This window comes from Falsiroseomonas bella (genome assembly GCF_003173615.1).
In the GTDB taxonomy this organism is placed as follows: domain Bacteria; phylum Pseudomonadota; class Alphaproteobacteria; order Acetobacterales; family Acetobacteraceae; genus Falsiroseomonas; species Falsiroseomonas bella.
In genome coordinates, this window is sequence record NZ_QGNA01000001.1 from 97,816 (window position 1) to 123,370 (window position 25,555).

Sequence of the window (25,555 nt, forward strand, 5' to 3'; positions counted from 1 at the left end):
TCCCGCCAGGAGGCAGTGGCCTCCTGGACCTCGATCAGTTCAACGCCGAAGGCGGAGGGGGCACTTCGGCCCCCTCCGCCTTCGGCGTTTGACTCATGGGTTCCAAGGGTCCTCTGCCCCTTGGCGGGGGGTGCAGGGGGGCGGCGCCCCCCTGCGGCCGCACGGCGATGACCGCACCGCGCCTCTCCGCCCTCGTCGTCGCGCGCAACGAGGAGGCGCGGTTGCCGGATTGTCTGGCGTCCTGTGCCTTCGCGGATGAGGTGGTGGTGGTGCTGGATCGCAGCACGGACCGCAGTGCGGCGATCGCGCGGGAGCGTGGCGCGCAGGTGGTCGAGGGCGCGTGGGAGCTGGAGGGCGCGCGTCGCAATACGGGGCTCGATGCCTGCAGCGGCGACTGGGTGCTGGAGGTGGATGCGGATGAGCGTGTCTCGCCCGATCTCGCCGCGGCGGTGCGCGCGACCATCGCGACGTCGTCGCATGCCTGGCACCAGGTGCCAGTGGACAATTATGTCGGCGAGCGGCTGGTGCGGTATGGCTGGGCTGGCAGTTTCGGCACCACCTCCGTGCCGCGGCTTTCGCGCAAGGGCGCCAAGCGCTGGCGCGCGCAGCGCGTGCATCCCGGGCTGGACTGGACGGGGCAGGAGGGCCCGAGGATCACGCAGGGCGCGCTGATCCACCTGGTGGACCGCGACGTCTCCGACATGCTGCGCCGGCTCGACAAGTATTCCAGCGCGAAGGCGGCGGACCTGCTGGCGAGCGGGGATATCGGCACGCTGGCGGGCAATCTGCGCCGCTTCGTCAGCCGCGCCTTCAAGAGCTATGTCTCGCGCAAGGGCTACCGCGAGGGCGCGATGGGCGTGCTGCTGGCCTTCTGCACCGGCGCCTTCCCGCTGCTGTCCCATTTGAAGGCGCGGATCGAGCCGGAGAGGCACGGGCGGTGAGCGCGTTCCTCCGCTCCGCCAGCTTTCCGCTCGCGGTGTTGCTGGCGGTCGCGCCGGCGATGGCGGTGGCGCAGTTCCGCACCATGGCGCCGGCGGTGACCATCGCGCTGGCGCTCACGCTCGTCGCGCATTGGCGCAACCATCGCAGCGTGCCTTGGCCGCGTTGGACGCCGCTGCTGGCGCCGGCGCTTGCGCTGCTGGGCTGGGCGGCGATCTCGTCGCTCTGGGCCATCGAGCCGGATCGCGCGCTCGGCACGGTGGCGAGCCTCGTCGCGCTGCTGCTGCTCGGCGGCGCGGCCGCGCGGGCGCTGGAGCAGGATGCGCCGGAACATCGTTCGCGGCTCGGCGGGGCGCTGGTGATCGGGCTCTGCATCGGAATCCCGCTGCTCGCCTTCGACCATGGCAGCCAGAACCTGTTCCGGCTGGCGGTGCGCGGCTTTCCGCCCTGGACGCCCTTCGTGGATTTCGGGCTGAAACCGACCGTCTCGCTGGTCGCGCTGCTGCTGCCCCTGGTGCTGGCGGTGCCGGCCGCGCCCAAGCTGTTGCGCGCGGCCCTTGTGCTCGGCGGCCTGGCCGTCGCGCTGTGGCTGCCGGGCGAATCCGCGAAGATCGCGGCGGTGGCCGGGCTGCTGGCGGCATTGGCCGCGCGCTTCGCGCCGCGGCTGGTCGCGCGCGTGGCGGCGGCCGCGCTCGCGCTGCTGTTCCTCGCCGCGCCGCTGCTGTTCGCCGCCGTGCTGGACCGCGCGCCGAACCTGGCCGCACTGCCGCCTTCCGCCGCGCATCGCGTGCTGATCTGGGATTTCGTGGAGGATCGCATCGCGGAGCGGCCGCTGCTCGGATGGGGCATGGAATCCAGCCGCGAGATCCCGGGCGGCGCCGAGCGTTTCGACCGCGCGACGCTGGACCGCTTCGGTCTCACCTCGCCCGAAGCGCGCGACTGGTTCGGTGCCGAAGCCGCGCGCCGCCTGCCGCTGCACACGCACAACAATGCGCTGCAGATCTGGCTGGAGCTCGGGCTGGTCGGCGCGGCGCTGGCGGCGCTGGTCGCCGCTTCGGTGATGCTGGCGGCGGGCGCCATGCCCTTCGCGCCGGCGGCGCTCGGCGTCGCGGTGGCGGGCGCCGCGACGGGCCAGCTTTCCTTCGGCGTCTGGCAGGCCTGGTGGATCGCGAGCCTGGTTCTCGTGGCCGTGGTGCTTTCTGCGCTGCCGCGGGAACGCCCGAAGGGCTGAAACCTGCCGCCCGTTGGGCCGTTGGCCCGGGGAGCAGCGCAGCGAGCATCCCCGCATGGCCGACCAGACATTCCCGCCGCAGGCGCAGGCGCATCAGCCCGGCCGCGAGGCCGAGATGCAGCCGCGTCCTGCCTCCGCCATGGAGACGTGGCAGCCCTCCGGCAAGCTGGCGGGCAAGGTGGCGCTCGTCACCGGCGGGGATTCCGGCATCGGCCGCGCGGTCGCGATCGGCTTCGCCAAGGAAGGCGCCGATGTCGCGATCCTTTACCTGGACGAGACGGAGGATGCGCAGGACACGCGGCGCCGGATCGAGGCCGAGGGCCGCCGCTGCCTCGCGGTCGCGGGCGACATCGGCGATCCGGGCTTCTGCCAGCAGGCGGTGAAGCGCGCCGTCGAACGGCTCGGGCGCCTCGACATCCTGGTGAACAACGCCGCCGAGCAGCATGTGTGCGAGGACTTCGCCGAGATCCCCGTGGAGCAGGTGGAGCGGACCTTCCGCACCAACATCCTCGGCATGATGTGGATGACGAAGGCGGCGCTGCCGCATCTGCTGGAAGGCAGCGCGATCATCAACACGACCTCGATCACCGCCTACAAGGGCAACCCGACGCTGATCGACTATGCCTCGACCAAGGGCGCGATCGTGGCCTTCACGCGCAGCCTCTCGGCGGCGCTGGAGAAGCGGAAGATCCGGGTGAACGGCGTGGCGCCCGGCCCGATCTGGACGCCGCTGATCCCCGCCAGCTTCGACGCGGACCGCACCGCCCAGCATGGCAGCGGCGCGCCGATGGAGCGCGCGGGCCAGCCGGACGAGGTGGCGCCGAGCTACATCTTCCTCGCGAGCGCGGCCGACAGCTCCTACATGTCCGGCCAGGTGCTGCACCCGAACGGGGGCAGCGTGGTGAATGGCTGAGGCGCGGCGCTACATCCAGCGCCGGACGCGCGCCTTGTAGGCCGCGTAGGGAGCGCCGAAGCGGGCGGAGAGGTAGCTCTCCTCCTTCGCGATCACCAGCCGGTCGAGCAGGCCGTGCAACACCGCCACGCCGATCCAGCCCCAGAGCGTGCCCCACACCAGCGCGAGGCCGGTCGCCGCCAGCAGGAAGCCGAGATAGATCGGATTGCGGCTGAAGCGGTAGGGCCCGGCTTCCACCATCGCGGCGTCGGGCTTGTCGGGCCGCGGGTCGTTGCCCGCCTTCACCAGCACCAGCACCGCCCAGCCGCACAGCGCGATGGCGAGGAAGATCACCATCGTGCCGAGCTCGGTGAGCGGCGGCCCGATCTGCACCGTCCAGACGCGGTCCAGCAGCCAGGCGGCGGCCATGACGCCGACGAAATAGACCGGCGGCGGGATGCGCACGCCGGGGCCATGGTCGCGCGCGGCTTCCGCCATCAGGCGCTCTCCCGCGCCGGCAGCGTCATCCAGCCGGGGATGCGCGGCGTCAGCACCGCCTCGCCGCAGGCGAGGCGGCCGCCGGCCTCCACCGCCTCGATCCGCAGCAGCGCGAGGCCGAGGCCGTCTCGGCCGCTGCGCATCTCGCCGATCTCGGCGCCCTCCCGCGTCACTGGCGTGCCGGGTGCGGGCAGCGTGCCCTCCACCGCGACGGGGAAGAGGCGCTTCTTGAGCAGCCCGCGGTATTTCGTCCGCGCCGTCAGCTCCTGGCCCATGTAGCAGCCCTTGGACCAGGAGACGCCGTGCAGCTCGTCGAAGCCACCTTCGAGCAGCACCGATTTCTGCGCCTCCATGTCCGCGGGCTCGGGCAGGCCGAGGGCGAGGCGGTGCCGGTCATACTCCGCCGCATCCAGCGCACCCGGCAGGGGCGCCGGCGCCAGCGCGCGCCACCCTGCCCCGTCCAGTCGCGGATCGGGTGCGGCGATCAGCCCTTCCGGCGGCGGCCCGTCCCAGCCGGCATGCACCGCGAACTCGCCCGAGGCATCGCGCAGCGCCACCTTCGCCCGCAGGCGGAAGCGCGAGAGCGTCGTCACGATCAACGGCGCCTGCTCCCGCCCGCAGTCCAGCAGCAGGCGATCCCCGTCCGAATGAACGAAAAAATCGGCCAGCCACTTGCCCTGGGGGGTCAGCAGCGCGGCCCATAGGGCGCGGCCCGGACCGGCCTGGGTCATGTCGTTGGAAACGAGGCCCTGCAGGAAGGTGAGGCGATCCCCGCCCGTCACCTCCACCACGCCCCGCCCCGGCAGGAAGGCGATCGGCATGCCGCCCAAGGTGGGAGGGCGGCGCCGGGGATGCAACATCCCGCGCGGCGCCCGCGCCGGGGTGGGGCGCAGGGGCCCGCCGTGCTAGAGCCCGTGGCGACCCATGCGGATCCTCTTCGTCACGGCCACCCGGATCGGCGATGCGGTGCTCTCCACCGCGCTGCTCGGCCATCTGCTCCGCGCCCATCCCGCGGCGCGGATCACGGTCGCCTGCGGCCCGGCGGCCGCCGGCGTCTTCGCGCGCATGCCGGGGCTGGAGCGGCTGATCGTGGTGGAGAAGAAGCGCTTCTCCCTGCACTGGCCATTGCTCTGGGCGCAGGTGGCCCTGACGCGCTGGGACCTGGTGGTGGACCTGCGCGCCTCGGCGCTCGCCTGGATGGTGCCGGCGCGGCGCCGCGCGGTGGGCAAGGGCGGCCGCCGGCCCGGCCATCGGCTGACCCATATCGGCGCCGTGCTCGGCCTCTCCCCCCCGCCCTTGCCGGTGGCCTGGACCGCGGCGGAGGATGAGGCCCGCGCCGCCGCGCTGCTGCCCGGCGGCCCCTGGCTGGTGTTGGGCCCCACCGCGAACTGGTCGCAGAAGGTCTGGCCGGCGGAGCGCTTCGTCGCCGTGGCGCAGGCGCTGACCGCGCCGGGCGGCGCGCTGGAAGGCGCGCGCATCGCGATCCTCGGCGGGCCGGGCGCGGCCGAGCGCGAGATGGCCGCGCCGGTGCTCGCGGCCCTGCCCGGCGCGGTGGACCTGGTCGGCACGCTGGCGCTGCCGGAAGTCGCCGCCGTGCTGCGCCGCGCCGCGCTCTATCTCGGCAATGATTCCGGCCTGATGCATCTGGCGGCGGCGGCCGGCGCGCCGGTGGTCGGGCTGTTCGGGCAGTCCGATGCGCGCGAATACGGGCCGGTCGGGCCGCGCAGCCTCGCCGTCTCCGCCGACGGCGAGCCCTTCCACACCAGCATGACGCGGCTGCCGGTGGAGCGCGTGGTGGCGGCGGCGGAAGGACTGCTCGCGCAGCGCGTGCCCGCGTGAGGGTCGCTCATGTGATGGCAGGCGCCGCGCATGGCGGCGCGGAGGGCTTCTACGAACGCCTCGTCCTGGCGCAGCATCGCAGCGGGATGGAGGTGCTGGCCGTCGTCCGCCGCAACGCGGAACGCGCCGCGCGCCTCGCCGCGGGCGGGCTCGCGCCGGTCGAGCTCGGCTTCGGCGGCCCGCTCGACCTGCTGACCGGCCGGCAGCTGCGCGCGACGCTCGAAGCCTTCCGCCCGCAGGTCGTCGTCGCGTGGATGAACCGCGCCGCGCGCTTCGCCCGCAGCGCCTCGCGCGGTGCCGCCTGGACGCTGGTGGGGCGCCTCGGCGGGCAATACGACCTCGGCTATTACCGCGGCTGCGACATCCTGGTGGCGAACACCCGCGGTCTCTGCGAGTGGATCGCCGGGCAGGGCTGGCCGCGGCAGCGGCTGAAGCACCTGCCGAATTTCGCATCCGACATGGGCGGCGCCGCGCCGGCCGATCTTCCCTTGCCATCGGGCGTGCCCATCCTGCTCGCCATGGGCCGCCTGCATCCCAACAAGGATTTTTCCACGTTGCTCCGCGCCGTCGCCCTGCTGCCGGCGGAGGTGCATCTGGCGCTCGCCGGCGAGGGGGAGGAACGCGGCGCGCTGGAAGCACTGGCGCGCGAGCTCGGCATCGCCTCGCGCATCGCCTTCCTCGGCTGGCGCCAGGATGTCGGCGCGCTGCTGGCGGCGAGCGACATGCTCGTCGTCCCCTCGCGCATCGAGCCACTGGGCAATGTCGTGATCGAGGGATTTTCGGCCACGCGCCCCGTCGTCGCCGCCGCGGCGGACGGACCGCGCGAGCTGATCGAGGACGGGCGCAGCGGGCTGCTGGTGCCGATCGGCGACCATGCCGCCATGGCCGGCGCGATCGCATGCCTGCTGGCCGACCGCGCGCGCGCCGCAGCGATCGCGCAGGCCGGCCGCGCGGAGTTCGAGACGCATCACGCGGAGGCGCCGGTGCTCGCAGCCTGGTCGTTGTTCCTGCAGGCCGCCGCGATGATCCGCACCGGGGTGCCGCGCTGATGTGCGGCATCGCGGGGCTCGCACTGCGCCAGGGCATGACGCCCGATGACTCCATCCTGCGCGCCATGACGCGCGCGCTGGCGCATCGCGGGCCGGACGGCTCGGGCCTGCATCTCGCGGACAATGTGGGCCTCGCGCACACCCGCCTTGCCATCATCGACCTGGCGACGGGCGACCAGCCGCTGTTCGCCGGCCCCGCCGCGCTGGTCGCGAATGGCGAGGTGTACAACTACCTCGAGCTGCGGGAGGCGCATGCGCTCGCCTGCACCACCGGCAGCGACTGCGAGCCGCCGCTGCACCTGTTCCGCCGCGATGGCCTCGACGGCTACGCGCAGGCGATGCGCGGCATGTACGCCGTCGCGCTGCATGACCGGCACGAGCGGCGCCTCGTGCTGACGCGCGATCCCTTCGGCATCAAGCCGCTCTACATCGCGCAGGTCGCAGGCGGTATCGCCTTCGCCTCAGAGCCGCGCGCTCTGCTCGAAGCCGGCCTCGTCGCGCCGCGCGTGCGGCAGGAGGCGCGGGACGAGCTGATGCAGTTGCAGTTCACCACCGGGGCCGAGACGATCTTCGACGGCATAAGCCGCGTGTTGCCCGGCGAGAGCATCGTCATCGCGGACGGCGCGATCGTTGAGCGCCACCGCCGCGCCGCGCTGCCGGAAGGCGGCCCGGAACACGTGACGGAGGAGGAGGCGCTCGCCCGCTTCGACACGGCCTTCCAGGATAGCGTGCTGCTGCACCAGCGCAGCGACGTGCCCTATGGCCTGTTCCTCTCGGGCGGCATCGATTCCAACGCGGTGCTGGCGATGATGGCGCGGCTGAACGAGAAGCCCGTGCTCGCCTACACCGCGCGCTTCGACGTCCCGGGCGCGGCGGACGAGCAGCAGGCGGCCGAGGCCGCCGCCGCGGCGACCGGCGCGCGCCACGCGACCGTGACGATCACGGAGGATGAGGTCTGGCGCCATCTGCCGGAGATCGTCGCCGCGATGGACGACCCGGCCGCCGACTACGCCATCATCCCCTCCTGGTTCCTCGCCCGCCGCGCGCGGCAGGAGGTGAAGGTCGTGCTCTCCGGCGAGGGCGGCGACGAGATCTTTGGGGGCTACGGCCGCTACCGCAGCGCGATGCGGCCCTGGTGGCTCGGGGGGCGCCAGCCCCGCGCCTCGGGCAGCTTCGACCATGTGAAGGACGTGCTGCGCGCGCCGCCCTCCACCTGGCGCGACGGCATCGCGGCGGCGGAGGCGGCGGCGGCCATGCCGGGCCGCACGCGGCTGATGGCGGCGCAGGCGGCCGACATCGCGGAATGGCTGCCGAACGACCTGCTGATCAAGCTCGATCGCTGCCTCATGGCGCATGCGGTGGAAGGCCGCACGCCCTTCCTCGATCCCGGCGTCGCCGCCGCCTGCTGGCGCCTGCCCGATGCGCTGAAGGTGCGCGGCCGCACCGGCAAGTGGCTGCTGCGCGAATGGCTGTCGCGCAACCTGCCGAGCAGCCAGCCCTTCGCGCCGAAGCAGGGCTTCACCGTGCCGGTCGCCGCCTGGATCGCGCATGTCGGCGAGCGCCTCGGCCCGCTCGTCGCGGCGCAGCCCGGTGTCGCGGAGATCGCGCGGCCGGACCGCGTCGCCGCGCTGTTTCGCAACGCCGGCGGCGACAAGCATCGCGGCTTCGCCGCGTGGCACCTGCTGTTCTACGCGCTGTGGCACCGCGCGCATGTGGAGCGCGCGGGCAGCGAGGGCGATGTGTGGGAGGTTCTGGCCTCGCGCGGGTGAGCGTTCAGGCGCGCGGCGGAGGGTACCAGCCGGACGCAAGCAGCTGCGCGTCCACGTCGAAGTACGGAACCTCGGCGGAGACGCCAGCCTCGGCAATGCAGCGCAGAAGCTCCGGCGAATCCAGGCCGTCACTGTCGTTTAGTACTCGCCAGGCCTGCGGCCACACATCCACGAACAGCTCCTCCCGGCGAGCGCGGAGGGAAGGGCTCGCCTTGAAGTCCAGCTCCAGGTCTGCTCGCCAGGTCGCCACCTCGCGCTGCCAATGCCGGCGTGGCTGCTGGTCCGGATGGAATTCCAGCTTCAGAAGGTGCGTGGCGATGTTGCGCATCAGCGACATGGCCGCCTTCCGCTCGGACCTGCCCATGTCCTCCACCTCCTCGGCCAGGTGCTCGACATCCAGCCCGTTCGGCCGCTGGGAGGGCGGAAGCTCGCGCAGCCGCGCCGCCTGGTCCTGCGTCCAGGCGTACCAGTCCGTGTCGTAGAGGGTGGCGGTGTCCGGCATGACAGGCTGGAGTATAGGAAGCCCGACCGGCCCGTCCCAGAGGAACCTTCCGACCATGGCCCAGAGCTTCGATCTCGTTCTCCGCGGCGGCACGCTGGTGCTGCCCTGGGGCATGGAGCGGGCCGATGTCGGCGTCCGCGCCGGGCGCATCGCGGCGATCGGCGACCTCCGCACCGCCCATGCCGCGGAGGAGGTGGATTGCACCGGCCTGCATGTGCTGCCCGGCCTGATCGACAGCCATGTGCATCTGCGCGAGCCCGGCGACCCGAAGGTGGAAACAATCGAGACCGGCACGAAGGCGGCGCTGCTCGGCGGGCTCGCGGCGGTGTTCGACATGCCGAACACCAGCCCCTCCATCACCGACACCGCGCGCCTCGACTGGAAGCGCGAGCATGTGAAGGGTCGCGCCTGGTGCGACATCGGCTTCTATGTCGGCGCCACCAAGGCGAACATCGCCGGCCTGGCGGAGCTGGAGCTGCAGCCGAATGTCTGCGGCATCAAGGTCTTCGCCGGCTCCTCCACCGGCGACCTGATGGTGGAGGACGACGAGAACCTGGAGCGCGTTATGCGCGCCGGCCGCCGCCGCATCAGCTACCACTCCGAGGACGAGTATCGCCTGCAGGCGCGCAAGCCGAACTACACCACGGGCATGCCCTATCGCATGCATGCGGAATGGCGCGACGTGGAGACCGCCTTCCTCGGCACGCGGCGGCTGATGGCGCTGGCGCGCAAGACCGGCCGGCCGGCGCATATCCTGCACGTCTCCACCGCCGAGGAGCTGGAATACCTCAAGGACTACCGCGACGTCTGCACGGTCGAGGTCCTCCTCAACCACCTGACGCAGACCGACGAAGCGTATGACAGGCTCGGCGGCTATGCGGTGATGAACCCGCCGATCCGCGACCAGCGCCACCTGGACGCGGCCTGGGCAGCGGTGGCCGACGGCACGGTGGACACGGTGGGCAGCGACCACGCGCCGCATTCGCGCGAATCGAAGGAAAAGCCGTGGCCGACAGGCGGCTCGGGCCTCACCGGCATCCAGACCATCGTGCCGCTGATGCTCGATCACGTCAGCGCGGGGCGTCTCTCGCTCTCGCGCCTCGCGGACCTGATGTGCGCGGGTCCGGCGCGGGTCTATGGCGTGGTCGGCAAGGGGCGGCTCGCCGCCGGCTATGACGGCGACTTCACCGTGGTGGACATGAAGCGGAGCCGCACCATCGAGGAGAACTGGATCGTTTCCCCCTGCGGCTGGACCCCCTTCGCCGGGCAGCGCTGCACCGGCTGGCCGGTGATGACGGTGATCCGCGGGCGGATCGCGATGCGGGAGGACGAGGTGCTCGGCAGCCCCGAGGGCGCGCCGGTGCGCTTCAGGGGCTGACCCCGCCGAGCAGGATGTCGAGGCCCCGGCGCGGCCCCGTCTCGGTCGGCGGCGCCGGCGCACGCGGCGGGTCCGCCACCCCGCGCAGCGGCGCGCCCGGCGGCGGCACCGTCCAGCAATCCACCCGCCCGAGGGACGGCGTGCAGAAGGGTGTCGGCGGCGGCGGGGCCGGCGGCTCCAGGCACCAGGGCAGCCGCCGCTCGCGGTTCACCACGGAGCAGTCCCGCCCGGTCGCCAGGGTTGCCACGGCATCCACCGGCGTCCGCCCGATCAGGATCACCGAGGTGCCGCTGACCACCGCCGCCGGCCCGATGGCCGCGTCGATCCAGCAGCCACCAAGGGGCAGCGTCAGGACCAGGGCGGAGAGGGATCGCATCCCCCAAACATCGCCCGCCCGGCCTTAACGCTGCGTGGATCGGACAGGGCGCTTTTCAGCCGCGCCGGCGGGCGACACCCAGCCCGGCAAGGCCGAGCCCCAGAAGCATGAGCGCCGTCGGTTCCGGCACGCCCACGGGTACCTGCTCGACCACGAAGCTGATCGTGTAATCCATGGATCCGACGCAGCGGGTTAAGGTCGAGCAGCCGACGCCGGTGCTAGGCAGGGCGTTGAGACCCGTGACAGGCAGCAGGCTGGCGCCGATGGCCGGGTGATCGGGACTGAGCAGTGGATCCAGGCCAATCCCGGAGTTCAAGTTCCACGCCGTCCGCACGCCGTCGACGCTGCTGACGGACGATAGCGTGATCGACACGACCCGCAGACCGGCAGCGATGTCGAAACTGAAAGGGTCGGTATCGGAAGCGAAGGTCAAGGTATTCCAGCTGGCCCGGCCCGTCACGGTCTGCGTGCCGGGGGTGTCGAAGGTCAGGGTCTGCCCCGCGAGGTCGCCATCCACGGCCTCGTCATAGACGACCAGCCCCGCCTGCGCCGTCCCGGCGGCGAGTGACATGGCCAGCGCCATAGCCGCGCAAGTCTTCAGCATTCACGAGTCTCCGCCATTGCCCAGGATCGTTCCTGTCGCAGGAAACCATTAAGCAATCTCCGCGCCAGACGGCGCAGCCTTGCGAATTCAGCGCGTTGGCGACCAATATCCGCCGCCGAACCTTACCATGTAAGAAAAGCTGACACCGCCGTGGGTGCAGCTGCCACAAGGGCAGGTCGCGCCGGTCTGCCGGGACCGGCGCGCTGGCGGGCCAGCGGCCCTGCCTGCCGTGGACGCATCGTCCCGTGCCGCGGGCTTAACGCTGGATGGAGGCGCCTGTATGGTCCGGCCCGCTGGCCGAGACGGCCGGTAGGAAGAAGGACACGCCGTGCCCGACATCTTCGACGAGGTCGAGGAGGATCTCCGCGCCGAGAAGGCCAGGAAGCTCGCCCAGCGCTGGGGCGGGCTCGCGGCCGGCGTGGTGCTGGTGGCCATCGCCGCGACGGCCGGGGTGCAGGGCTGGCGCTGGTATCAGGCGCGCGAGGCCTCCGCCGCCGCCGAGACCTATCTCAACCTGCACCGCGCCACGGAACTACAGGGTGCCGACCTCGCCGCCGCCGGCAACGGCTTCGCCGCCCTCGCGCGGGAGGCGCCCTCCGGCTACCAGACCCTCGCCCGGCTGCGCGCCGCGGCGCTGAAGGCCGAGACCGGCGACCTGCCCGGCGCGCTGGTGCTGTGGGAGCAGGTGGCGACGGATACCGGCGCCGATCCGCTCTATCGCGACCTCGCCACGCTGATGACCGTGAGCCACGCGCTCGACACCGGCGACCCGGCGCAGCTGGCGGCCCGCATCGCCCCGCTCACCGTGGAGGGCAATCCCTGGCGGTCCTCGGCGCGGGAGGCGCAGGCCCTGGTCGCGCTGCGCCGTGGCGAGACCGCCGAGGCGCGCCGCATCCTGGAAGCGCTCGCAGCCGACACCGCCGCGCCCGCCGGCCTGCGCGAGCGGGCGCAGCGCGTCGCCGCGGGTCTGCGCTCGTGACGCGCCGCGTGCCACCCCCCCTGCCGCGCCGCCTGCTGATGCTCGCCGCCCCGGCGCTGCTCGGCGGCTGCGAGACCCTGAACAACCTCCTGGGCGAGCGGAAGGTCCGCCTGCCAGGCGAGCGGCGCAGCGTGCTGCAGGCGGAGGCGCCGCTGGCTGCCGATGCCGAGGAAGCCGGCCGCGTCGCCCTGCCCGCACCCGGCCCCGTGGCCGAATGGCCCATGGCCGGCGGCACGCCGAGCCACAGCCCCGGCCATATCGCGGTGAGCGAGGCGCTGTCCGTCGCCTGGCGCAGCTCCGTCGGCTCGGGCTCGGCCTATCGCCAGCGCATCGTGACCGGGCCGGTGATCGCCAATGGCACGATCTTCACCGTGGATGCCTGGGGCGTTGTCTCGGCCCATGCGCTGGCCGACGGGCGGCAGCGCTGGCGCACCGACACCACGCCGGAGGATGAGAGCGCGGTCCCCCTCGGCGGCGGCGCCGCCTTCGCCGACGGCACCCTGTTCGTCGCCACCGCCGCGGCCGAGGTGATGGCGCTCGATCCCACCAACGGCTCGATCCGGTGGCGCGAAAGGCTGCCCAGCGCGGCGCGCGGGGCGCCCACCGTCGCCGGCGGCCGCATCTTCGTGCCGACCATCGAGAACCAGCTCGCCGCCCATTCGGTGGAGGATGGCAAGCGGATCTGGATGCACAGCGCCGCGCCCCTGGTCACCATCCCGCTTGGCCTGCCGGCCCCGGCGGTGGAGGGGGATGCGGTGGTGGCCGGCTTCGGCTCCGGCGAGCTGCTGGCGCTGCGCGCGAATGACGGGCGCGTGCTCTGGGCCGAGAGCCTGGGCGGCACGGGGCGGATGAGCCTCGCCGACATCGTCGGCATCACCGGGCTGCCGGTGATCGCCGGCGGGCGGGTGATCGCGCTCGGCCAGGCCAATATCGCGATCGCCGTGGACCTGCGCAGCGGGCGGCGGCTGTGGGAGCGGCCCTTCGGCGGCGGCGCCGGGCCGGCGGTGGCCGGCGACTGGGCCTTCGCCGTCACCGATGCCGGGGAGGCGCTGGCGATCGGGCGGGAGGATGGGCGCATCAGCTGGGTCACCGAGCTCGACCCGGCCCCGCCCACGGGCCGTCGCGGCGATCCGGCGCGCTTCGGCCGGCCGATGGTCGCGGGCGGGCGCGTGCTGGTGCCCTCGACCCGCGGGGAGGTCCTGCAGCTCGACCCGACCTCGGGCCAGATCGTCGGGCGCATCCCGGTGCGCTCCCCACTGTCGCTGCCGATGGCCTCGGCCGAGGGCTATGTCGTGGCGCTCGCCGACGATGGCACGCTGATCGCGCTGCGCTGAGCGCGGCGCAATGAGCTGCATCGGCGAAAAGAACGCGGCATAAGGCGCGGGCGCCCTTCGGCGCCTCGGCCCGCCTTGGGCGCGCCGCCTGATTCACGGAAGTACCGCAAGGGCGCCATGCACCGCATCGCCATCCTCGGCCGCCCCAATGTCGGCAAGTCCACGCTGTTCAACCGGCTGGTGGGCCGCAAGCTCGCCATCGTGGACGACACGCCGGGCGTCACCCGCGACCGCAAGGAGGCCGAGGCGACGCTCGGCGGCCTCTCCGTCCTGCTGGCCGACACGGCGGGGCTCGAGGAAGCCGCGCCCGACACCATCCCCGGCCGCATGCGCGCGAGCTCCGAGGCGGCGCTGAAGGCCGCGGACCTCGCCATCTTCGTGATCGACGCCCGTGCCGGCATCACGCCGGCCGACCGCGCCTTCGCCAACTGGCTGCGCCGCTCCGGCCTGCCGGTGATCCTGGTCGCCAACAAGGCGGAGGGAAGGCTCGGCACGCAGATGGCGATGGAGGCCTATGAGCTCGGCCTCGGCGATCCGCTGCCGGTCAGCGCGGAGCATGGCGACGGCATCGGCGGGCTGCATGACGAGATCCGCGACCGCCTGACCGATCCCGGCCGCGCCCCGCGCGGCGAGGCCGAGCGGCCGCTGCGCATCGCGATCGTCGGCCGCCCCAATGCGGGGAAATCCACGCTGGTGAACACGCTGCTCGGCGAGGAGCGGATGATCACCGGCCCCGAGCCGGGCCTCACGCGCGACGCCGTCGCGCTGGAATTCCGCGACGCCGAAGGGCCCGTGCGCATCGTGGACACCGCGGGGATGCGCAAGAAGGCGCGCATCTCGCACCGGCTCGAGCAGATGTCCGTCGCCGCCACCCTCGCCGCGCTGAAGGAAGCCGAGGTGGTCGTGCTGGTGCTGGACGCGCTGCTCGGCATGGACGAGCAGGATCTGCGCATCGCGCGCCTGGCGGAGCGCGAGGGCCGCGCCGTGGTGATCGCGCTGAACAAGTGGGATGCGGTCGAGGACCGCGCGGCGACGCGCAAGGCGCTGGAGGACGTGCTGACGGCGAGCCTTGCGCAGTCGAAGGGCGTCGCGGTGGTGCCGATCTCGGCCGCGACCGGGCGCGGCGTGGAGAAGCTGATGCCGACCGTGCGCGAGGTCTACGCGCTGTGGAACCGCCGCGTGCCGACCGGCGAGCTGAACCGCTGGTTCGAGGCGATGAAGGAACGCCACCAGCCGCCGCTGGTCGAGGGCAAGCGCATCAAGCTGCGCTACGTGACGATGCCGAAGGCGCGCCCGCCGACGCTCGCCGTGTTCGGCACGCGGGCGGAGCTGCTGCCGGAGGATTACCGCCGCTACCTGGTGAACAGCTTCCGCGAGGCCTTCGTCATGCCGGGCGTGCCGATCCGTCTCAACCTCCGCGGCACGGACAATCCCTATGCCGAGGAGGATGGCTGATCCAGCGCGGGCTGCCGCGCGCGTGCGGCGACCTCGCCCAGCACGCGCGCGAGGTTCCGCCCGACGCGCGTGATCGCCTCGTCCCAGGGTGGCGTCGCGAAGGCGTCGAATTTCGGCAGCACGCGGCCGTCGCGCGCGCGGAAGGTCGAACGGCAGACAAGGCGCGCCGGATCGGGCATCGCCGCGACGCGCCAGAGGAACAGCGCGAGATCCTTGCCCGGCCGGTAGCGATGCAGGCCGAGCGGTCGCAGCGCGCCGGGCGGCGCCTCGAGCCCGGTCTCCTCGGCCAGTTCACGCGCCGCGGCGCGCTCGAAGTCCTCGCCGGGATCGGCAAGCCCCTTGGGGATGTCCCACAGCGCAAGGCCGGTGAAGCGGCCGAGCAGCAGATGCAGGCCGTCGGTCACCACCACGCCGCAACTCGTCGCGCGCGGCCGTGACGACGCGATCACTCGCCGCGCAGATAGAGCGCCGCGCGCGCCACGCCCACCATGCTCTCGATCGCGGCGCCGGGCAGGCTCAGCACCACGAGGCCCGACAGGATCGCGAAATGCAGGTCGCCGCCCTGGTTGAGCACGACCAGCGGCGTCGCGAGGGCCGAGGCGACCAGCAGCGCAAAGGGGATTTCTGCCTGCCACCCAGGCACGGGCTCTTCCCGCATCGCTCGCCTCCCCGACCGTTCCGGCCCGTGCTTCGTCATTCGGTTCATTCTGGCGCCTCCTGCGGCATGCAACGCGCCGCAGCAGGGGAAGCTTCCCACCGGCGCCGAGCGCGAGGCAAGCATTTCAAGGCGGCGCGTTGCCGCGGCGGCGGCGCCGCTCTAGCTTCCGCGGCCGGATGAGCGGGCTGATGGACATGCTGGGGCGGCGCGGCCTCGCCGCGGGTGCGCAGCAGGATGCCGGCACGCTGCTGACCCTCGACGACCTGCGCGCGGGGGCGCCGCGCCTGACGCTGCAGGCGGCTGTGCGCGCCCGCTGCCATGCCGTGACGCTCGACCAGCACACGGTGCTGTGCCGGGTGCTGGGCAAGTACAAGTTCCTGGTGGACAGCCGCGATTTCGGCCTCGCGCCGCACCTGATGCTCGATGGCTACTGGGAGATGTGGTGCACCGAGTTCATGCTGCGCTGCATCCGCCCCGGCCAGGTGGCGTGGGATGTCGGCGCCAATCTCGGCTACTACGCGGTGCTGATGGCCGACCTGGTCGGCCGGCAGGGCAAGGTGCTGGCGCTCGAGCCCAATCCGCGCCTCGCGCTGCTGTGCGAGCGCACGCTGGCGCTGAACGGCTACTGGGCGACCGCCACCGTGCGACGCCTCGCCGCCTCGGACCGCGCGGGCACGCTGCGCTTCCGCGCCGCGCTCTCCGATCCGAAGAACGGCCGCCTGCTGCCCGAAGGCGCGCCACCGCCCGCCGCCGATGAGGAGGAGGACACGCTCGAGGTCGCGGTGCGCGCCATGTCGCTCGACGAGGTGGCGGAGGGCCCGGTGGACTTCATCAAGATCGACGTGGAAGGCGCCGAGGAGCAGGTCTGGGCCGGCATGCAGCGCGTGCTCGACCGCAGCCCGGACATCACGGTGCTGATGGAGTTCAACGCGCTGCGCTGCCGCGCGCCGGAGGAGACGCTGCGCGCCATCGCGGACCGCTACCGCCTGCGCGAGCTCGGCTTCGACGGCGCGCTGCACCGCGTGGGCATCGCGGAGATCCTGCCGCGGCGGGAGGACACGCTGCTGGTGCTCAGCCGGGGCGACCCGTAGCGCCCGCTTCACGCCCAGGGGGCGCGTGGGTCAGCGCGGGCCGACGGACGGCCAATCGAGCGGCGCGAAGCGCAGCACCGGGATGCGGGCCAAGGCCAGGACGCGGTCCTCCAGCGTCAGCGGCACCTCGATCTCCGGCACGCCCGTCTCGGCCGAGGGGCGCGACAGCAGCGGCAGGATGGTGCGTGCGGTGGTGGCCGCACGGCGGCCGACCACCCCGGCTTCCGCCAGCGTCTCGAGCGCCGCCACGGCGCCGCTGATCCGCAGCGTGCCCGCGCCCATCGGCTGCAGCGCGTCGTCGAAGGCGAGCGTGGCGGCGCCCTGGGCGGCCACCTCGCCCCAGCGGAGCGCGAGCGAGCGCAGCTCCAGCGTGCCGCCGCCGTCGCGCCAGCTCTCGGCCCGCGCGGCCGGCGCGCGGCCCGGGGGCACCGGACCGCTCACCCACAGATCGGCGGCGAGGGACTGGATGCTGCGGCCGAGCGCCTCGGCGCCGCGGCCGGAGCCGGCAGGCAGTTCCACGCCCTCGGCGCCGAGCCGCAGCGCGAGCGCGGGCTCCGTCTCGGTGGCGGAGGCGCTGCCGGCAGCCGTGAGCATCAGGCTGCGCACCTCGACGCCGCCCGCCGGCGTGCCGATGCGCAGCCGCTCTCCCCTCAGCTCGGCCGAGCTCGGCGGGGTGTCGGGCTCGAGCGGCACAGTGGCGGTCAGCATGTCGGCGGCGAAGGGGAACTCCGCGGCGCCGAGGCGCAGCCGCTGCTGGCCCGGCAATTCGACGGACAGGCGGTCCAGCCAGGGCAGGCTGACGCGCAGCACCACCGGGGTGGCGGTCAGCGCGATGCCGCCGGGCAGCGTCGTCGCGCCGCCCTCGAGCCGCACGCGCGCGATGGTGAGCGTCGCGGAAAGCGGCCAGCCGCCGCGCACCGGCTCCGTGTGCTCCACCCGCCAGCCCTGGGCGCGGCGCAGCTGCACCCAGACCTGCCAGCCCTGTTCCAGGCCGTTGGCCATGCCGCGCCACAGCACCGCGTGGCCGGCGCCGAGCGCGACGAGGCCGAGCGCGAGCAGCAGCAGCAGGCGGCGCGGCAGGCGCGAAGGGGGCTTCCGGTCCATGCTCGTCAGCCCTATAGCCCGCATCCTTCCGCCCGTGCAGCCGCCCCCGCATCGCCTCGCCAAGCCCGACGACCCGCCGCTCGCGCCCTGCGGGCACATGTGGGTGTTCGCCTATGGCTCCCTCATCTGGCGGCCCGGCTTCGACCATGCCGGGCAGCATCGCGCCTTCCTGCGCGGCTATCACCGCCGCTTCTGCCTGTGGTCGCATCGCTACCGCGGCACGCCGGAGCGGCCCGGGCTGGTGCTCGGGCTCGATCGCGGCGGGGCCTGCCACGGCATCGTGTTCCGGGTTCCGGGCCAGCACGCGGCCGCCGTGCTGCGCTATCTCGACGACCGCGAACTGCCGGACGGGGCGGAGCAGGTCTACCACCGGCGTCTGGTGCCGGTGCGGCTGGTGGATTCGCCGGGGCGGGTGGTGCCGGCCATCGCCTATGTGGCGAACCGGGCCTGCCGGCTCTATGCGCCGGCGCTGACGCCGGAGCATGCGGCGCAGGTGATCGCGCAAGGGGTCGGGCAGATGGGCGCGAACCGGGACTACCTGCTCAACACCCTGGAGCACCTGACCGGGATGGGCGTGCGGGATGCGGGGCTGGCGCGCATCGCGGCGCTGCTTCCCCGCGTGCGCGGGGCCGCCTGACAAAGCTTCTGTCCACAGTCAAGCCGGGGGTGCCATGGGCCTCGCAGACGGCCACGAAATAGTAACATTGTCAGCGCAACGGCTTGGGGGCTTGGCGAAGGCCGCTGGCACGGATTCTGGAAAAACAGGCACTTAGCGATTCGGGGCGCCTGTGAGTTGTTACCAAGCTGTTGCGCTGCGGAGCAAAAAACAAGCCTTTTGTAAGGCTTGTCTGGCGCGGCTTCACCCTGTGGGCAGGTGTTAACCCACAGTTTTATCCACAGGCCGTGGGGATTCCGCCAGCAGCCGGTCGGTTTCCGTCTCGATGGCGGTTTCCAGGGCCGGCAGCAGCCGCGCCCGCGGAAGGCGCGGCGGCAGGGGCGGCAGCACGGAGATGCGGATCACGCCCGGCCGCTTGTGGAAGGCGCGCCGGCCCCAGACACGGCCGCTGTCGGTGGCGACCGGGATCACCGGCGCGTCGCTGGCGCCGGCGATCGCCACGACGCCGGGCTGGTAGCGCACCCGCTCGCCGGGCGCCGTGCGCGTGCCTTCGGGGAAGATCACCACCTGCCGTCCCGACTCCAGCGCCGCCTGCGCCTTGCGCAGCATGCCGCGCAGGGCCGGGCCGCCGCCGCTGCGGTCCACCGGGATCATGCCGACGCGGCGCGCATGCCAGCCATAGAGCGGGATCGCGAGCAGTTCCTTCTTCAGCACATAGGCGGCGTCCGGCAGCAGGGCGAGCCAGACGATGGTGTCGAAGGCCGACTGGTGCTTGCAGGCCAGCACGCAGGCCCCCTGCGGGATATGCTCCATGCCGCGCAGATCGAGCGTCACGCCGCAGATCAGCCGGAGCAGCGCGATCACCCCGCGCGCCCAGACCCGCATCACCCAGAGCATCGCGCCGCGCGGCGCGAGCAGCAGCGGCACCGCCGCCACGGCGACGAGCGCGGTGAGCGCGAAGAACGCCACGTTGAACAGCAGCGAGCGCAGCACGATCATCGCGACGCCGCCTCCCGCGCCGGCAGCAGCGCGGCAAGCCCCGTGAAGGCGGCGCCGAGCTTCGCGTATTCCAGCGTGAGCAGCCAGGCGCGGCGCGCGAAGGGCAGGCCCGGGATCGGCACCGGATGGGGCAGCAGGGTGACGTTCGGCATGGCGCGGCGCAGCTCCAGCATGGCGCGGGGCATGTGGTAGTCGGCGGTGACCACGCGGAGCGAGTCGATGCCCCGCGCCCGCGCCCAGGCCGCGGTCTCGGCCGCGTTGCCGGTGGTGGTCGCCGCGGCATGGCCCAGATCCACGCGTCCGGCCAGAGCCGCCGGCGCGCGCTGGTTCGCCCGCGCCAGCTCCGCCAATGTCAGGCGCGGCGCGGCGCCCGAGACCAGCAGGCGCGGCGCGGCGCCGGCCTCCAGCAGGGCGAGCCCGGCCTCCACCCGCCCCGCGCCGCCGGTCAGCACGACGATCCCGCCGGTTCGGCGCGCCGGCTCCGCCGGCGCGGCGCTGACCTCGTGCAGGAACCAGAGGAAGCCGAGAGCCGCCAGCCCCAGCAGGACCAGCGGCGGCAGCAGGCGACGCAGCCAGGTCATGGCAGCCGCCTCAGCCAGCGGCGCACCGTGGCCTGGGCGGTCGCCCAGCCGACCAGGAAGGCGAGCGGCGGCACGGCTGCGAGCGCCGGCCAGGGCAGCATCCCCCACGCCGCCACCGCGCCGGCCTGCTCGTCGGCGATCCAGGGCGCGGCGAGGCCCGCCAGCAGGGCGAGGGCCGGCAGCGCGGCGAGCGTGCCGAGCAGCGCGCCGCCCGCCGCCAGCAGGCCGAGGCGACGCGCGAACCGGCCGGCGATGTAGGAATCCTGCGCGCCGAGCCCGTGCAGCACCTCCACCGCGTCGCGCCGCGCTGCGAGCCCCGCGCGCGTCGCCACCGCAACCACCGCCGCCGCCACGCCGGCGACCAGCACGAGGATGACCCAGGACAATGCCTGCAGGCTGCGCGCCAGCGCGGCGAGCCGTTGCACCCAGAGGCCATGCGCCTCCACCACCGCGCCCGGCACGCTGGCGGCGAGCCGGTCGCCGACCAGCACCGGGTCGGCGCGGGCGTCGCGCAGCCGGATCTCGATCACCGCCGGCAGCGGCAGCCCGGCGCTGCCGCCGAGCCAGGGCCGGAGCAGCTCGGCCAGCCGCGCCGGGTCCATCGCTCGGGCCTCGGCGACCTCCGGCAGGCCGCGCAGCACGCCCAGCGCGCGCTCGATCTGCGCCGCCTCGGCTTCCGGCAGTTGCACGGTGACGGCCGCCGCGGCGCCGCGCTGCCAGCGATCGGCCAGCGCCGCCGCGCCCTGCGCGCCCGCGACCGCGAGCGCCGCGAGCAGCGCCATCGCCGCCACCAGGCCGGGCAGCAGCCAGCCGGCCAGCGCGCGGCGCAGCCCGAGCGGGTCGCGCGAATAGCGCGCGCGCCTAGCCATGCGAATAGCGCGCGCGCCTAGCCATGCGGCGTCCGCCTCTCGGAGACCGTTTGAGAATGCCGGCGGCCGAGGGGCCGCAGGGGATTTTTCGTCCCGGCGTCGTGCCGGAGGCACGCCTGCGGCGTGACGCGGACGGCGCGGCCGATGCTGGTTGCATCGGCAAACCGGCCGTCGTGCAGGCAGCGCGCCTGCGGCGCGACGCAGGGGCGGAAAAGACCCGCGGAACCGACCCGTCCGGTGTTCTCAAGCGGTCTCTCAGGCAAGCTCGTCATCCTCGGCCCAGCCATCCAGGCCGCGGGCATTGTCGGGGTCGTGCAGGCGGCCCTCATGCAGGAACAGCGAGGGCGCCGGGAAGCGCGCCACCAGTTCCTCGTCATGGCTCGCCACCACCACGGTGGTGCCGAGCCGGTTCATCTCCCGCAGCAGCGCCAGCAGGCGGCGCGCCTGGCGCGTGTCGAGGTTGCCGGTCGGCTCGTCGGCGACCAGAAGCTCCGGCCGGTGAATGACGGCGCGGGCGATGGCGATGCGCTGCTGCTCGCCGCCCGAGAGCTCGAGGGGGGAGGACTGCGCCTTCGCCTCCAGACCCACCCAGCGCAGCATCTCCGCGACATCGGCGCGCAGCGATGCCTCCGCGCGGCCCGCGAGGCGCAGCGGCAGCGCGACGTTGTCGAAGACGGAGAGATAGGGCAGCAGCCGGAAATCCTGGAACACCACGCCGATGCGGCGCCGCACCGGCGGCAGCGCGGCACGCGGCGCGCGGGCGACGCGCAGGCCGAGCACCTCGACCTCGCCACGGGTCGGCCGCAGCGCCAGGTGCATCAGCCGCAGCACCGAGGACTTGCCCGCGCCCGAGGCGCCGAGAAGCCAGGTGAAGGAGCCGCGGGGCAACGCGAAGGTGATGTCGGAGAGCGCCTCGGGGCCCCACGCGCCGCGATGGGGACCTCCGCCCGGATAGCGCAGGCCGACCGCCTCGAAGCGGATCATGCACCCTGTCTGCCCCGCGAGGCCGGGCGCGCCAAGGGGTGATCGCGCGGTGCCTCCGCGGGATCGTGCCCCGGCGGGAGATTGCGTGCCGGCGCGGCGCCGATCACATTCGGACCAGATGCGCATCGCCTGCCCCAACTGCTCCGCCGAATACGAGGTGCCGGACACGCTGCTGGCGGCCGGTCCGCGGCTGCTGCGCTGCGCGCGCTGCAGCCACCAGTTCGAGGCCTCGGCCCCCGGTGCCGTCGCGGTTGCGGCCGCGGGCCCGGCTGCGACGCCCGCGCCCGCCGAGGAGCCCGCGCCGCCACCCGCGCCCGCTGCCGAGCCGCAGGTGACGGAGCCCCCGCCCCCGCCGGAGGCCGCAGCGCCGCCCGGCCCGGAACCGGCCCGGCCGGAGCGGGAACCGGAGCCGGAGCCCACGCCGCCACCGCGCGCCGCGCGCGCGCCGCGCGTCGCCGACCCGCCGCTGCCCTATCGCCCGCCGCCCGATTCGCCGCGCGGCGGATTGCCGCTGGTGCTCGCCTGGCTCCTCTCGCTCGCGATCCTCGGCGGCGCCGGCTGGGCGACCTGGCACTATCATGCCGAGATCGTGGCGGCCTGGCCCCCGGCCGAGCGGCTGTACCAGGCGCTGGGCGTGCGTTAGGGCGCGGGATGCAGTTGCGTTAGCGCGCCGGGCGCTCGAGGGGAGACGGCCTTGGACGATTCCGCCATCCGCGACCTGCTGCTGGCCACGCGGCGCATCGCCGTGGTCGGCGCCTCCGACCGGCCGGAGCGACCGAGCCACGGCGTCTTCGGCTTCCTGCTCGCGCGCGGCTACGACACCGTGCCGGTCAACCCGCAGCTCGCCGGCCGCAGCGTCCATGGCCGGACGGTGCTGCCAGACCTCGCCGCGGCCCAGCCGCTCGACATGGTGGACGTGTTCCGCCGGTCCTCCCTTGCTGGCGCGGTGGTGGACGAGGCGGTGCGGCTCGGCGCGCGGTCCGTCTGGCTGCAGCTCGGCGTGGTGGACGCGGGGGCGGCGGCACGGGCGCGGGAGGCGGGGCTGGTCGTGGTGATGGACCGCTGCCCGGTGATCGAGTGGCGGCGGCTCGGCCTGCCGGCCCGGCTTCCGGGCTGATCCGCACGACCTTTGCGTGACGGCGCCGCCCGGCGCGGGCGACGCGGAACGTCACGCGGGCGGCGCTTGAAAACCCCATTGGGCCGGGCCACGTTCCGCGATACATGAACCTTCGGTAAGGTGACGCGGGCGCCTTGCCGATCCCTCCCCCGCGATGCGCGGCCCCTGACGGCCCCTGAGAAAGGAACAGACAGGACCATGACGGACGAGGAACGCCGGATCATCACCAGCTTCGTGGAGCGGGTGAGCGGCGCTGCTGGCGCGCCTGCCGCGCGCCCGGCCTCGCCCTGGGGGGCGCTGGGCGGCAGCGCCCAGCCGGCGCAGCCCCCGCTGCCTCCGGTGGATCCGGAGGCGGACCGGCTGATCGCCGACCTGATGGCCCGCCACCCGGAGGCCCGCTACCGGCTGACCCAGATGGCCTTCGTGCAGGAGGCCGCGCTGGTCGAGATGCAGAACCGCATCCAGCAGCTGGAGTGGGAGGCGGAGAACGCCCGCCGCCAGGGCCAGGCGGCGCAGAACCGCGGCATGCTCGGCGGCCTGTTCGGCGGCGGCAGCCGTCCGGCGGCGATGCCGCCGCGGCCGCAGCCGCAGTATCCGCCGGGCTACAACCCGGCCGCGATGCAGCGCGGCGGCTCGGGCTTCCTCGGCACCGCGATGATGACGGCGGTCGGCGTGGCGGGCGGCATGATGCTCGGCAACGCGCTGATGTCCGCCTTCTCCGGCGGCGGCGCGGCCGAGGCGGCGACCGCGGGTGACTTCGGCCAGGATGCGGTGCCGACCTCCTCGCCCTGGACCGACCCGGCCAGCGGCAACGACGCCGCGGCCCATGGCCAGGACGACGCGGCCGCCTATGACGATGGCGGCTACGACGACGGCGGCTACGACGAGGAGATCTGATCGCGCGTCGCCCGCCGGGTCACGGCGGGGGACGGCCGATTGAGGGCTGTCATGGCGAAGGCCCTCTCATCCGCCTGGATGAGAGGGCCTTTCCATGTCGGGGGCTGGCGCCCGGCAGCTTCACGCTCCCGGCTGTCTCCAGCCGGGAGCGATCCGCTCTACAGGGCGAACCAGTCCACCGTGGCGTGGGTGCTGGTGCGGACATCGATGACCAGCTCGGCCACCTTGTCGCCGTTCAGGTCGGCCTCGAGCCGCTGGGTGCTGCCGAGGTCAACGACCCGCAGCTCGCCGCCGGCGCCGCTGAACTCGGTGTAGCCGATGAAGTTGAACTCCTCATCCACCGCCGTGTTGCTGTTCGCGTCCAGACGGTTCAGGACGATCAGGTCGTGCTGCGACAGCGAGTAGTCGGTGATGGTGTCGATGCCGACGAAGTCGTGCGTCGTGAAGATGAAGAAGTCCCGGTCCGCGCCGCCGGTGAGCACGTCGGCATCGCGGCCGCCGAAGATCCGGTCCCGACCCGTGCCGCCTTCCAGCGTATCCTGGCCGGCATTGCCCTTCAGCAGATCGTTGCCGCCCCAGCCGGTCAGCAGGTCGGCGCAGGGGCCGCCGATCAGCGTGTCGTCCGTGGCAGGGGGCGGCGGAACCTCGACCCCGCCGACCGCCTCGTGGAAGAAGTTGATCACCGCACGGGAGTCATCGACCGACTGCGCCCAGTCGTTGATGCCGGCGCCGGTCGCGGCGAAGGTCTCGAAGTCGGTGCCGTCGGCCGAGAGCTTGATGTACTCGTCCACCCAGTTCACGCCGCTGCCGACGTCGTTCACGCCGTCGCCATCGTTGTCGCTGCCCCAGACGGCGTCGAGCACGGTGCGCTGCACGGCTTCCAGGTCGGAGAGGTCGCCGTCCATGTCCTGATACCACTTGACCCACATGTCGCCGTATTGGGCGACGCGGTCGTAGTCGAAGGTCTCGGTCGTGCCGTCGGTGAAGCTGAAGTAGTCGATCTGCAGCGTGTCGCCCGAGCCCGTCACCTCGTTGATGCCGGCGATCGAATGCGCCGTGAGCACGGCGTCCATGCTGAAGGGCGTGGACTTCGCGGCGGCGCCGCCGAGCAGGCCCGTCGGGTCCCAGCCGGAGGCGAGCAGATCCGCCAGCTGCGACGGGAGGTTCGTCGCGGCATTGGCCAGCACCTCGGTCCAGCTGTTCACGCCGCCTTCGGTCATGATCAGGTGGTAGAGGGCGAGGTTCTCGTTCGGCGCATCGATCGTCGCGCCATCCACGACGATCCGGCCCGCGAAATCGGTGGTGATCGTGGTGCCCGCGGTGATCTTGGCGAGCGCTTCCTCGAGCGCGTGCTCCCTGACGCTATCCGGCGCGCGGATCACGTTGACACGCTCCAGCACGACTTCCTGCAGATAGGGCACCATGTCGGCGGGGATCTCGTAGTCGCCCTCCGCGATCTCCTCGTAGTAGATCGGGAAGATATCGCCGCTCGCCGTGTCGAGGCCGACCGGGATGGTCTGGCCGTTGGCGTCCAGCACCGGCTCGCCATCGCCGCCGCCGCCGGCCGGGTCGAGGTCGCGCAACAGCACGTAGAGGTCGGCGAAAAGGTCGCCACCGCCACCGCCACCGCCACCGCCGCCACCGCCGCCGCCGCCGCCGCCTTCTTCAGCCGCGGGCTCGATCGCGAGGGTCTTGATCAAAGTCGTGCTCATCGTGTCCTCCACAGAACCAGTGTGGACACCCTGCGCCGGCGCTTACGTTCCCTATATGACATGTATCAAGTCCGGCGGAATC

Annotated in this window: 28 protein-coding genes; 15 read left to right on the forward strand and 13 right to left on the reverse strand. The window is 73.3% G+C overall.

The window, feature by feature from the left end:
* Positions 1–167 precede the first annotated feature (167 nt).
* The 3 genes from DFH01_RS00525 to DFH01_RS00535 are packed head-to-tail and all read left to right on the forward strand — an operon-like array spanning position 168 to position 3,083.
* The gene (locus DFH01_RS00525) at positions 168–941 is read left to right on the forward strand and encodes a glycosyltransferase family 2 protein (RefSeq protein ID WP_109868460.1); all 774 of its coding nucleotides are present in this window, start codon (positions 168–170) and stop codon (positions 939–941) included.
* On the forward strand, positions 938–2,170 hold the full coding sequence (locus DFH01_RS00530; RefSeq protein WP_109868461.1) for an O-antigen ligase family protein: 1,233 nt from the start codon (positions 938–940) through the stop codon (positions 2,168–2,170). The genes DFH01_RS00525 and DFH01_RS00530 overlap by 4 nt, the downstream gene beginning before the upstream one ends.
* A gap of 55 nt (positions 2,171–2,225) precedes the next feature.
* Complete coding sequence (locus DFH01_RS00535) at positions 2,226–3,083, forward strand: SDR family oxidoreductase (RefSeq protein WP_109868462.1); 858 nt, start codon at positions 2,226–2,228, stop codon at positions 3,081–3,083.
* Positions 3,084–3,092: 9 nt separating this feature from the next.
* On the opposite strand, the gene DFH01_RS00540 is transcribed toward DFH01_RS00535, so the two are convergent.
* Both DFH01_RS00540 and ygfZ read right to left on the reverse strand, forming a co-directional pair.
* On the reverse strand, positions 3,093–3,560 hold the full coding sequence (locus tag DFH01_RS00540; RefSeq protein ID WP_109868463.1) for a methyltransferase family protein: 468 nt from the start codon (positions 3,558–3,560) through the stop codon (positions 3,093–3,095).
* Positions 3,560–4,381, reverse strand: coding sequence for a CAF17-like 4Fe-4S cluster assembly/insertion protein YgfZ (ygfZ, locus tag DFH01_RS00545; protein ID WP_109869854.1), 822 nt, complete (start codon positions 4,379–4,381; stop codon positions 3,560–3,562). The genes DFH01_RS00540 and ygfZ overlap by 1 nt, the downstream gene beginning before the upstream one ends.
* Before the next feature lie 103 nt (positions 4,382–4,484).
* Between ygfZ and DFH01_RS00550 the strand changes: the two genes are divergently transcribed.
* Genes DFH01_RS00550 through asnB form a run of 3 tightly spaced genes read left to right on the forward strand, consistent with a single transcriptional unit; the run spans position 4,485 to position 8,217 of the window.
* Entirely contained in the window at positions 4,485–5,399 is a 915-nt protein-coding gene (locus DFH01_RS00550) for a glycosyltransferase family 9 protein (protein ID WP_109868464.1), read from the forward strand.
* A 14-nt stretch (positions 5,400–5,413) separates the two neighbouring features.
* Entirely contained in the window at positions 5,414–6,448 is a 1,035-nt protein-coding gene (locus DFH01_RS00555) for a glycosyltransferase (protein WP_109868465.1), read from the forward strand.
* Positions 6,448–8,217 (forward strand): asparagine synthase (glutamine-hydrolyzing), encoded by a 1,770-nt coding sequence (asnB, locus tag DFH01_RS00560; protein ID WP_109868466.1) that lies wholly within the window; start codon positions 6,448–6,450, stop codon positions 8,215–8,217. Before DFH01_RS00555 ends, asnB begins: the two co-directional genes overlap by 1 nt.
* A gap of 4 nt (positions 8,218–8,221) precedes the next feature.
* On the opposite strand, the gene DFH01_RS00565 is transcribed toward asnB, so the two are convergent.
* Positions 8,222–8,719, reverse strand: coding sequence for a DUF29 domain-containing protein (locus DFH01_RS00565; RefSeq protein ID WP_158287553.1), 498 nt, complete (start codon positions 8,717–8,719; stop codon positions 8,222–8,224).
* Between the two features lie 55 nt (positions 8,720–8,774).
* On the opposite strand from DFH01_RS00565, the gene DFH01_RS00570 reads away from it, so the two are divergent.
* Entirely contained in the window at positions 8,775–10,097 is a 1,323-nt protein-coding gene (locus DFH01_RS00570; RefSeq protein WP_233255905.1) for a dihydroorotase, read from the forward strand.
* Here DFH01_RS00570 and DFH01_RS00575 read toward each other — a convergent pair.
* Positions 10,087–10,473: a hypothetical protein gene (locus DFH01_RS00575; protein ID WP_109868469.1), complete on the reverse strand. Its 387-nt coding sequence runs from the start codon at positions 10,471–10,473 to the stop codon at positions 10,087–10,089. The two genes, DFH01_RS00570 and DFH01_RS00575, sit on opposite strands and share 11 nt — an antisense overlap.
* A 55-nt stretch (positions 10,474–10,528) precedes the next feature.
* Positions 10,529–11,077 carry a PEP-CTERM sorting domain-containing protein gene (locus DFH01_RS28390; RefSeq protein ID WP_199231093.1) on the reverse strand — a complete coding sequence of 183 codons (549 nt, stop codon included), beginning with the start codon at positions 11,075–11,077 and terminating at the stop codon, positions 10,529–10,531.
* 328 nt (positions 11,078–11,405) lie between these two features.
* Here DFH01_RS28390 and DFH01_RS00585 point away from each other — a divergent pair, with 328 nt between their 5' ends.
* The 3 genes from DFH01_RS00585 to der all read left to right on the forward strand — a co-directional run bounded on the left by DFH01_RS00585 (position 11,406) and on the right by der (position 14,845).
* Positions 11,406–12,056, forward strand: coding sequence for a tetratricopeptide repeat protein (locus DFH01_RS00585; protein ID WP_109868470.1), 651 nt, complete (start codon positions 11,406–11,408; stop codon positions 12,054–12,056).
* Positions 12,057–12,064: 8 nt separating this feature from the next.
* Entirely contained in the window at positions 12,065–13,390 is a 1,326-nt protein-coding gene (locus tag DFH01_RS00590; RefSeq protein WP_233255906.1) for an outer membrane protein assembly factor BamB family protein, read from the forward strand.
* A gap of 117 nt (positions 13,391–13,507) precedes the next feature.
* Positions 13,508–14,845, forward strand: a complete 1,338-nt coding sequence (der, locus tag DFH01_RS00595; protein WP_109868471.1) for a ribosome biogenesis GTPase Der — start codon at positions 13,508–13,510, stop codon at positions 14,843–14,845.
* Here the strand turns inward: der and DFH01_RS28945 are convergent.
* Both DFH01_RS28945 and DFH01_RS28010 read right to left on the reverse strand, forming a co-directional pair.
* Complete coding sequence (locus tag DFH01_RS28945) at positions 14,824–15,294, reverse strand: NUDIX domain-containing protein (protein WP_199231094.1); 471 nt, start codon at positions 15,292–15,294, stop codon at positions 14,824–14,826. The two genes, der and DFH01_RS28945, sit on opposite strands and share 22 nt — an antisense overlap.
* Positions 15,291–15,503 carry a hypothetical protein gene (locus DFH01_RS28010; RefSeq protein ID WP_158287555.1) on the reverse strand — a complete coding sequence of 71 codons (213 nt, stop codon included), beginning with the start codon at positions 15,501–15,503 and terminating at the stop codon, positions 15,291–15,293. The genes DFH01_RS28945 and DFH01_RS28010 overlap by 4 nt, the downstream gene beginning before the upstream one ends.
* Positions 15,504–15,679: 176 nt before the next feature.
* On the opposite strand from DFH01_RS28010, the gene DFH01_RS00605 reads away from it, so the two are divergent.
* A complete protein-coding gene (locus DFH01_RS00605; RefSeq protein ID WP_109868473.1) occupies positions 15,680–16,594 on the forward strand; it encodes an FkbM family methyltransferase in 915 nt (304 codons plus the stop codon).
* A gap of 30 nt (positions 16,595–16,624) precedes the next feature.
* On the opposite strand, the gene DFH01_RS00610 is transcribed toward DFH01_RS00605, so the two are convergent.
* Positions 16,625–17,698 (reverse strand): DUF2125 domain-containing protein, encoded by a 1,074-nt coding sequence (locus DFH01_RS00610; protein ID WP_158287556.1) that lies wholly within the window; start codon positions 17,696–17,698, stop codon positions 16,625–16,627.
* A gap of 34 nt (positions 17,699–17,732) precedes the next feature.
* Between DFH01_RS00610 and DFH01_RS00615 the strand changes: the two genes are divergently transcribed.
* Positions 17,733–18,335 (forward strand): gamma-glutamylcyclotransferase, encoded by a 603-nt coding sequence (locus DFH01_RS00615; protein ID WP_233255907.1) that lies wholly within the window; start codon positions 17,733–17,735, stop codon positions 18,333–18,335.
* A gap of 240 nt (positions 18,336–18,575) precedes the next feature.
* On the opposite strand, the gene DFH01_RS00620 is transcribed toward DFH01_RS00615, so the two are convergent.
* From DFH01_RS00620 to DFH01_RS00635, 4 genes are all read right to left on the reverse strand, one after another.
* Positions 18,576–19,313, reverse strand: a complete 738-nt coding sequence (locus DFH01_RS00620; RefSeq protein WP_109868475.1) for a lysophospholipid acyltransferase family protein — start codon at positions 19,311–19,313, stop codon at positions 18,576–18,578.
* Entirely contained in the window at positions 19,310–19,894 is a 585-nt protein-coding gene (locus DFH01_RS00625; RefSeq protein WP_109868476.1) for a YdcF family protein, read from the reverse strand. Before DFH01_RS00625 ends, DFH01_RS00620 begins: the two co-directional genes overlap by 4 nt.
* A complete protein-coding gene (locus DFH01_RS00630) occupies positions 19,891–20,763 on the reverse strand; it encodes a cell division protein FtsX (RefSeq protein ID WP_109868477.1) in 873 nt (290 codons plus the stop codon). The genes DFH01_RS00625 and DFH01_RS00630 overlap by 4 nt, the downstream gene beginning before the upstream one ends.
* A gap of 255 nt (positions 20,764–21,018) precedes the next feature.
* Positions 21,019–21,747, reverse strand: a complete 729-nt coding sequence (locus DFH01_RS00635; protein ID WP_109868478.1) for a cell division ATP-binding protein FtsE — start codon at positions 21,745–21,747, stop codon at positions 21,019–21,021.
* Positions 21,748–21,865: 118 nt separating this feature from the next.
* Between DFH01_RS00635 and DFH01_RS00640 the strand changes: the two genes are divergently transcribed.
* From DFH01_RS00640 to DFH01_RS00650, 3 genes are all read left to right on the forward strand, one after another.
* Positions 21,866–22,390, forward strand: a complete 525-nt coding sequence (locus DFH01_RS00640) for a zinc-ribbon domain-containing protein (protein ID WP_158287557.1) — start codon at positions 21,866–21,868, stop codon at positions 22,388–22,390.
* Between the two features lie 51 nt (positions 22,391–22,441).
* The gene (locus DFH01_RS00645) at positions 22,442–22,864 is read left to right on the forward strand and encodes a CoA-binding protein (RefSeq protein WP_109868480.1); all 423 of its coding nucleotides are present in this window, start codon (positions 22,442–22,444) and stop codon (positions 22,862–22,864) included.
* Between the two features lie 198 nt (positions 22,865–23,062).
* Complete coding sequence (locus DFH01_RS00650) at positions 23,063–23,761, forward strand: DUF2076 domain-containing protein (RefSeq protein WP_109868481.1); 699 nt, start codon at positions 23,063–23,065, stop codon at positions 23,759–23,761.
* Between the two features lie 158 nt (positions 23,762–23,919).
* Here DFH01_RS00650 and DFH01_RS00655 read toward each other — a convergent pair whose 3' ends face one another.
* Positions 23,920–25,473, reverse strand: a complete 1,554-nt coding sequence (locus DFH01_RS00655) for a calcium-binding protein (RefSeq protein WP_109868482.1) — start codon at positions 25,471–25,473, stop codon at positions 23,920–23,922.
* Positions 25,474–25,555: the final 82 nt, after the last annotated feature.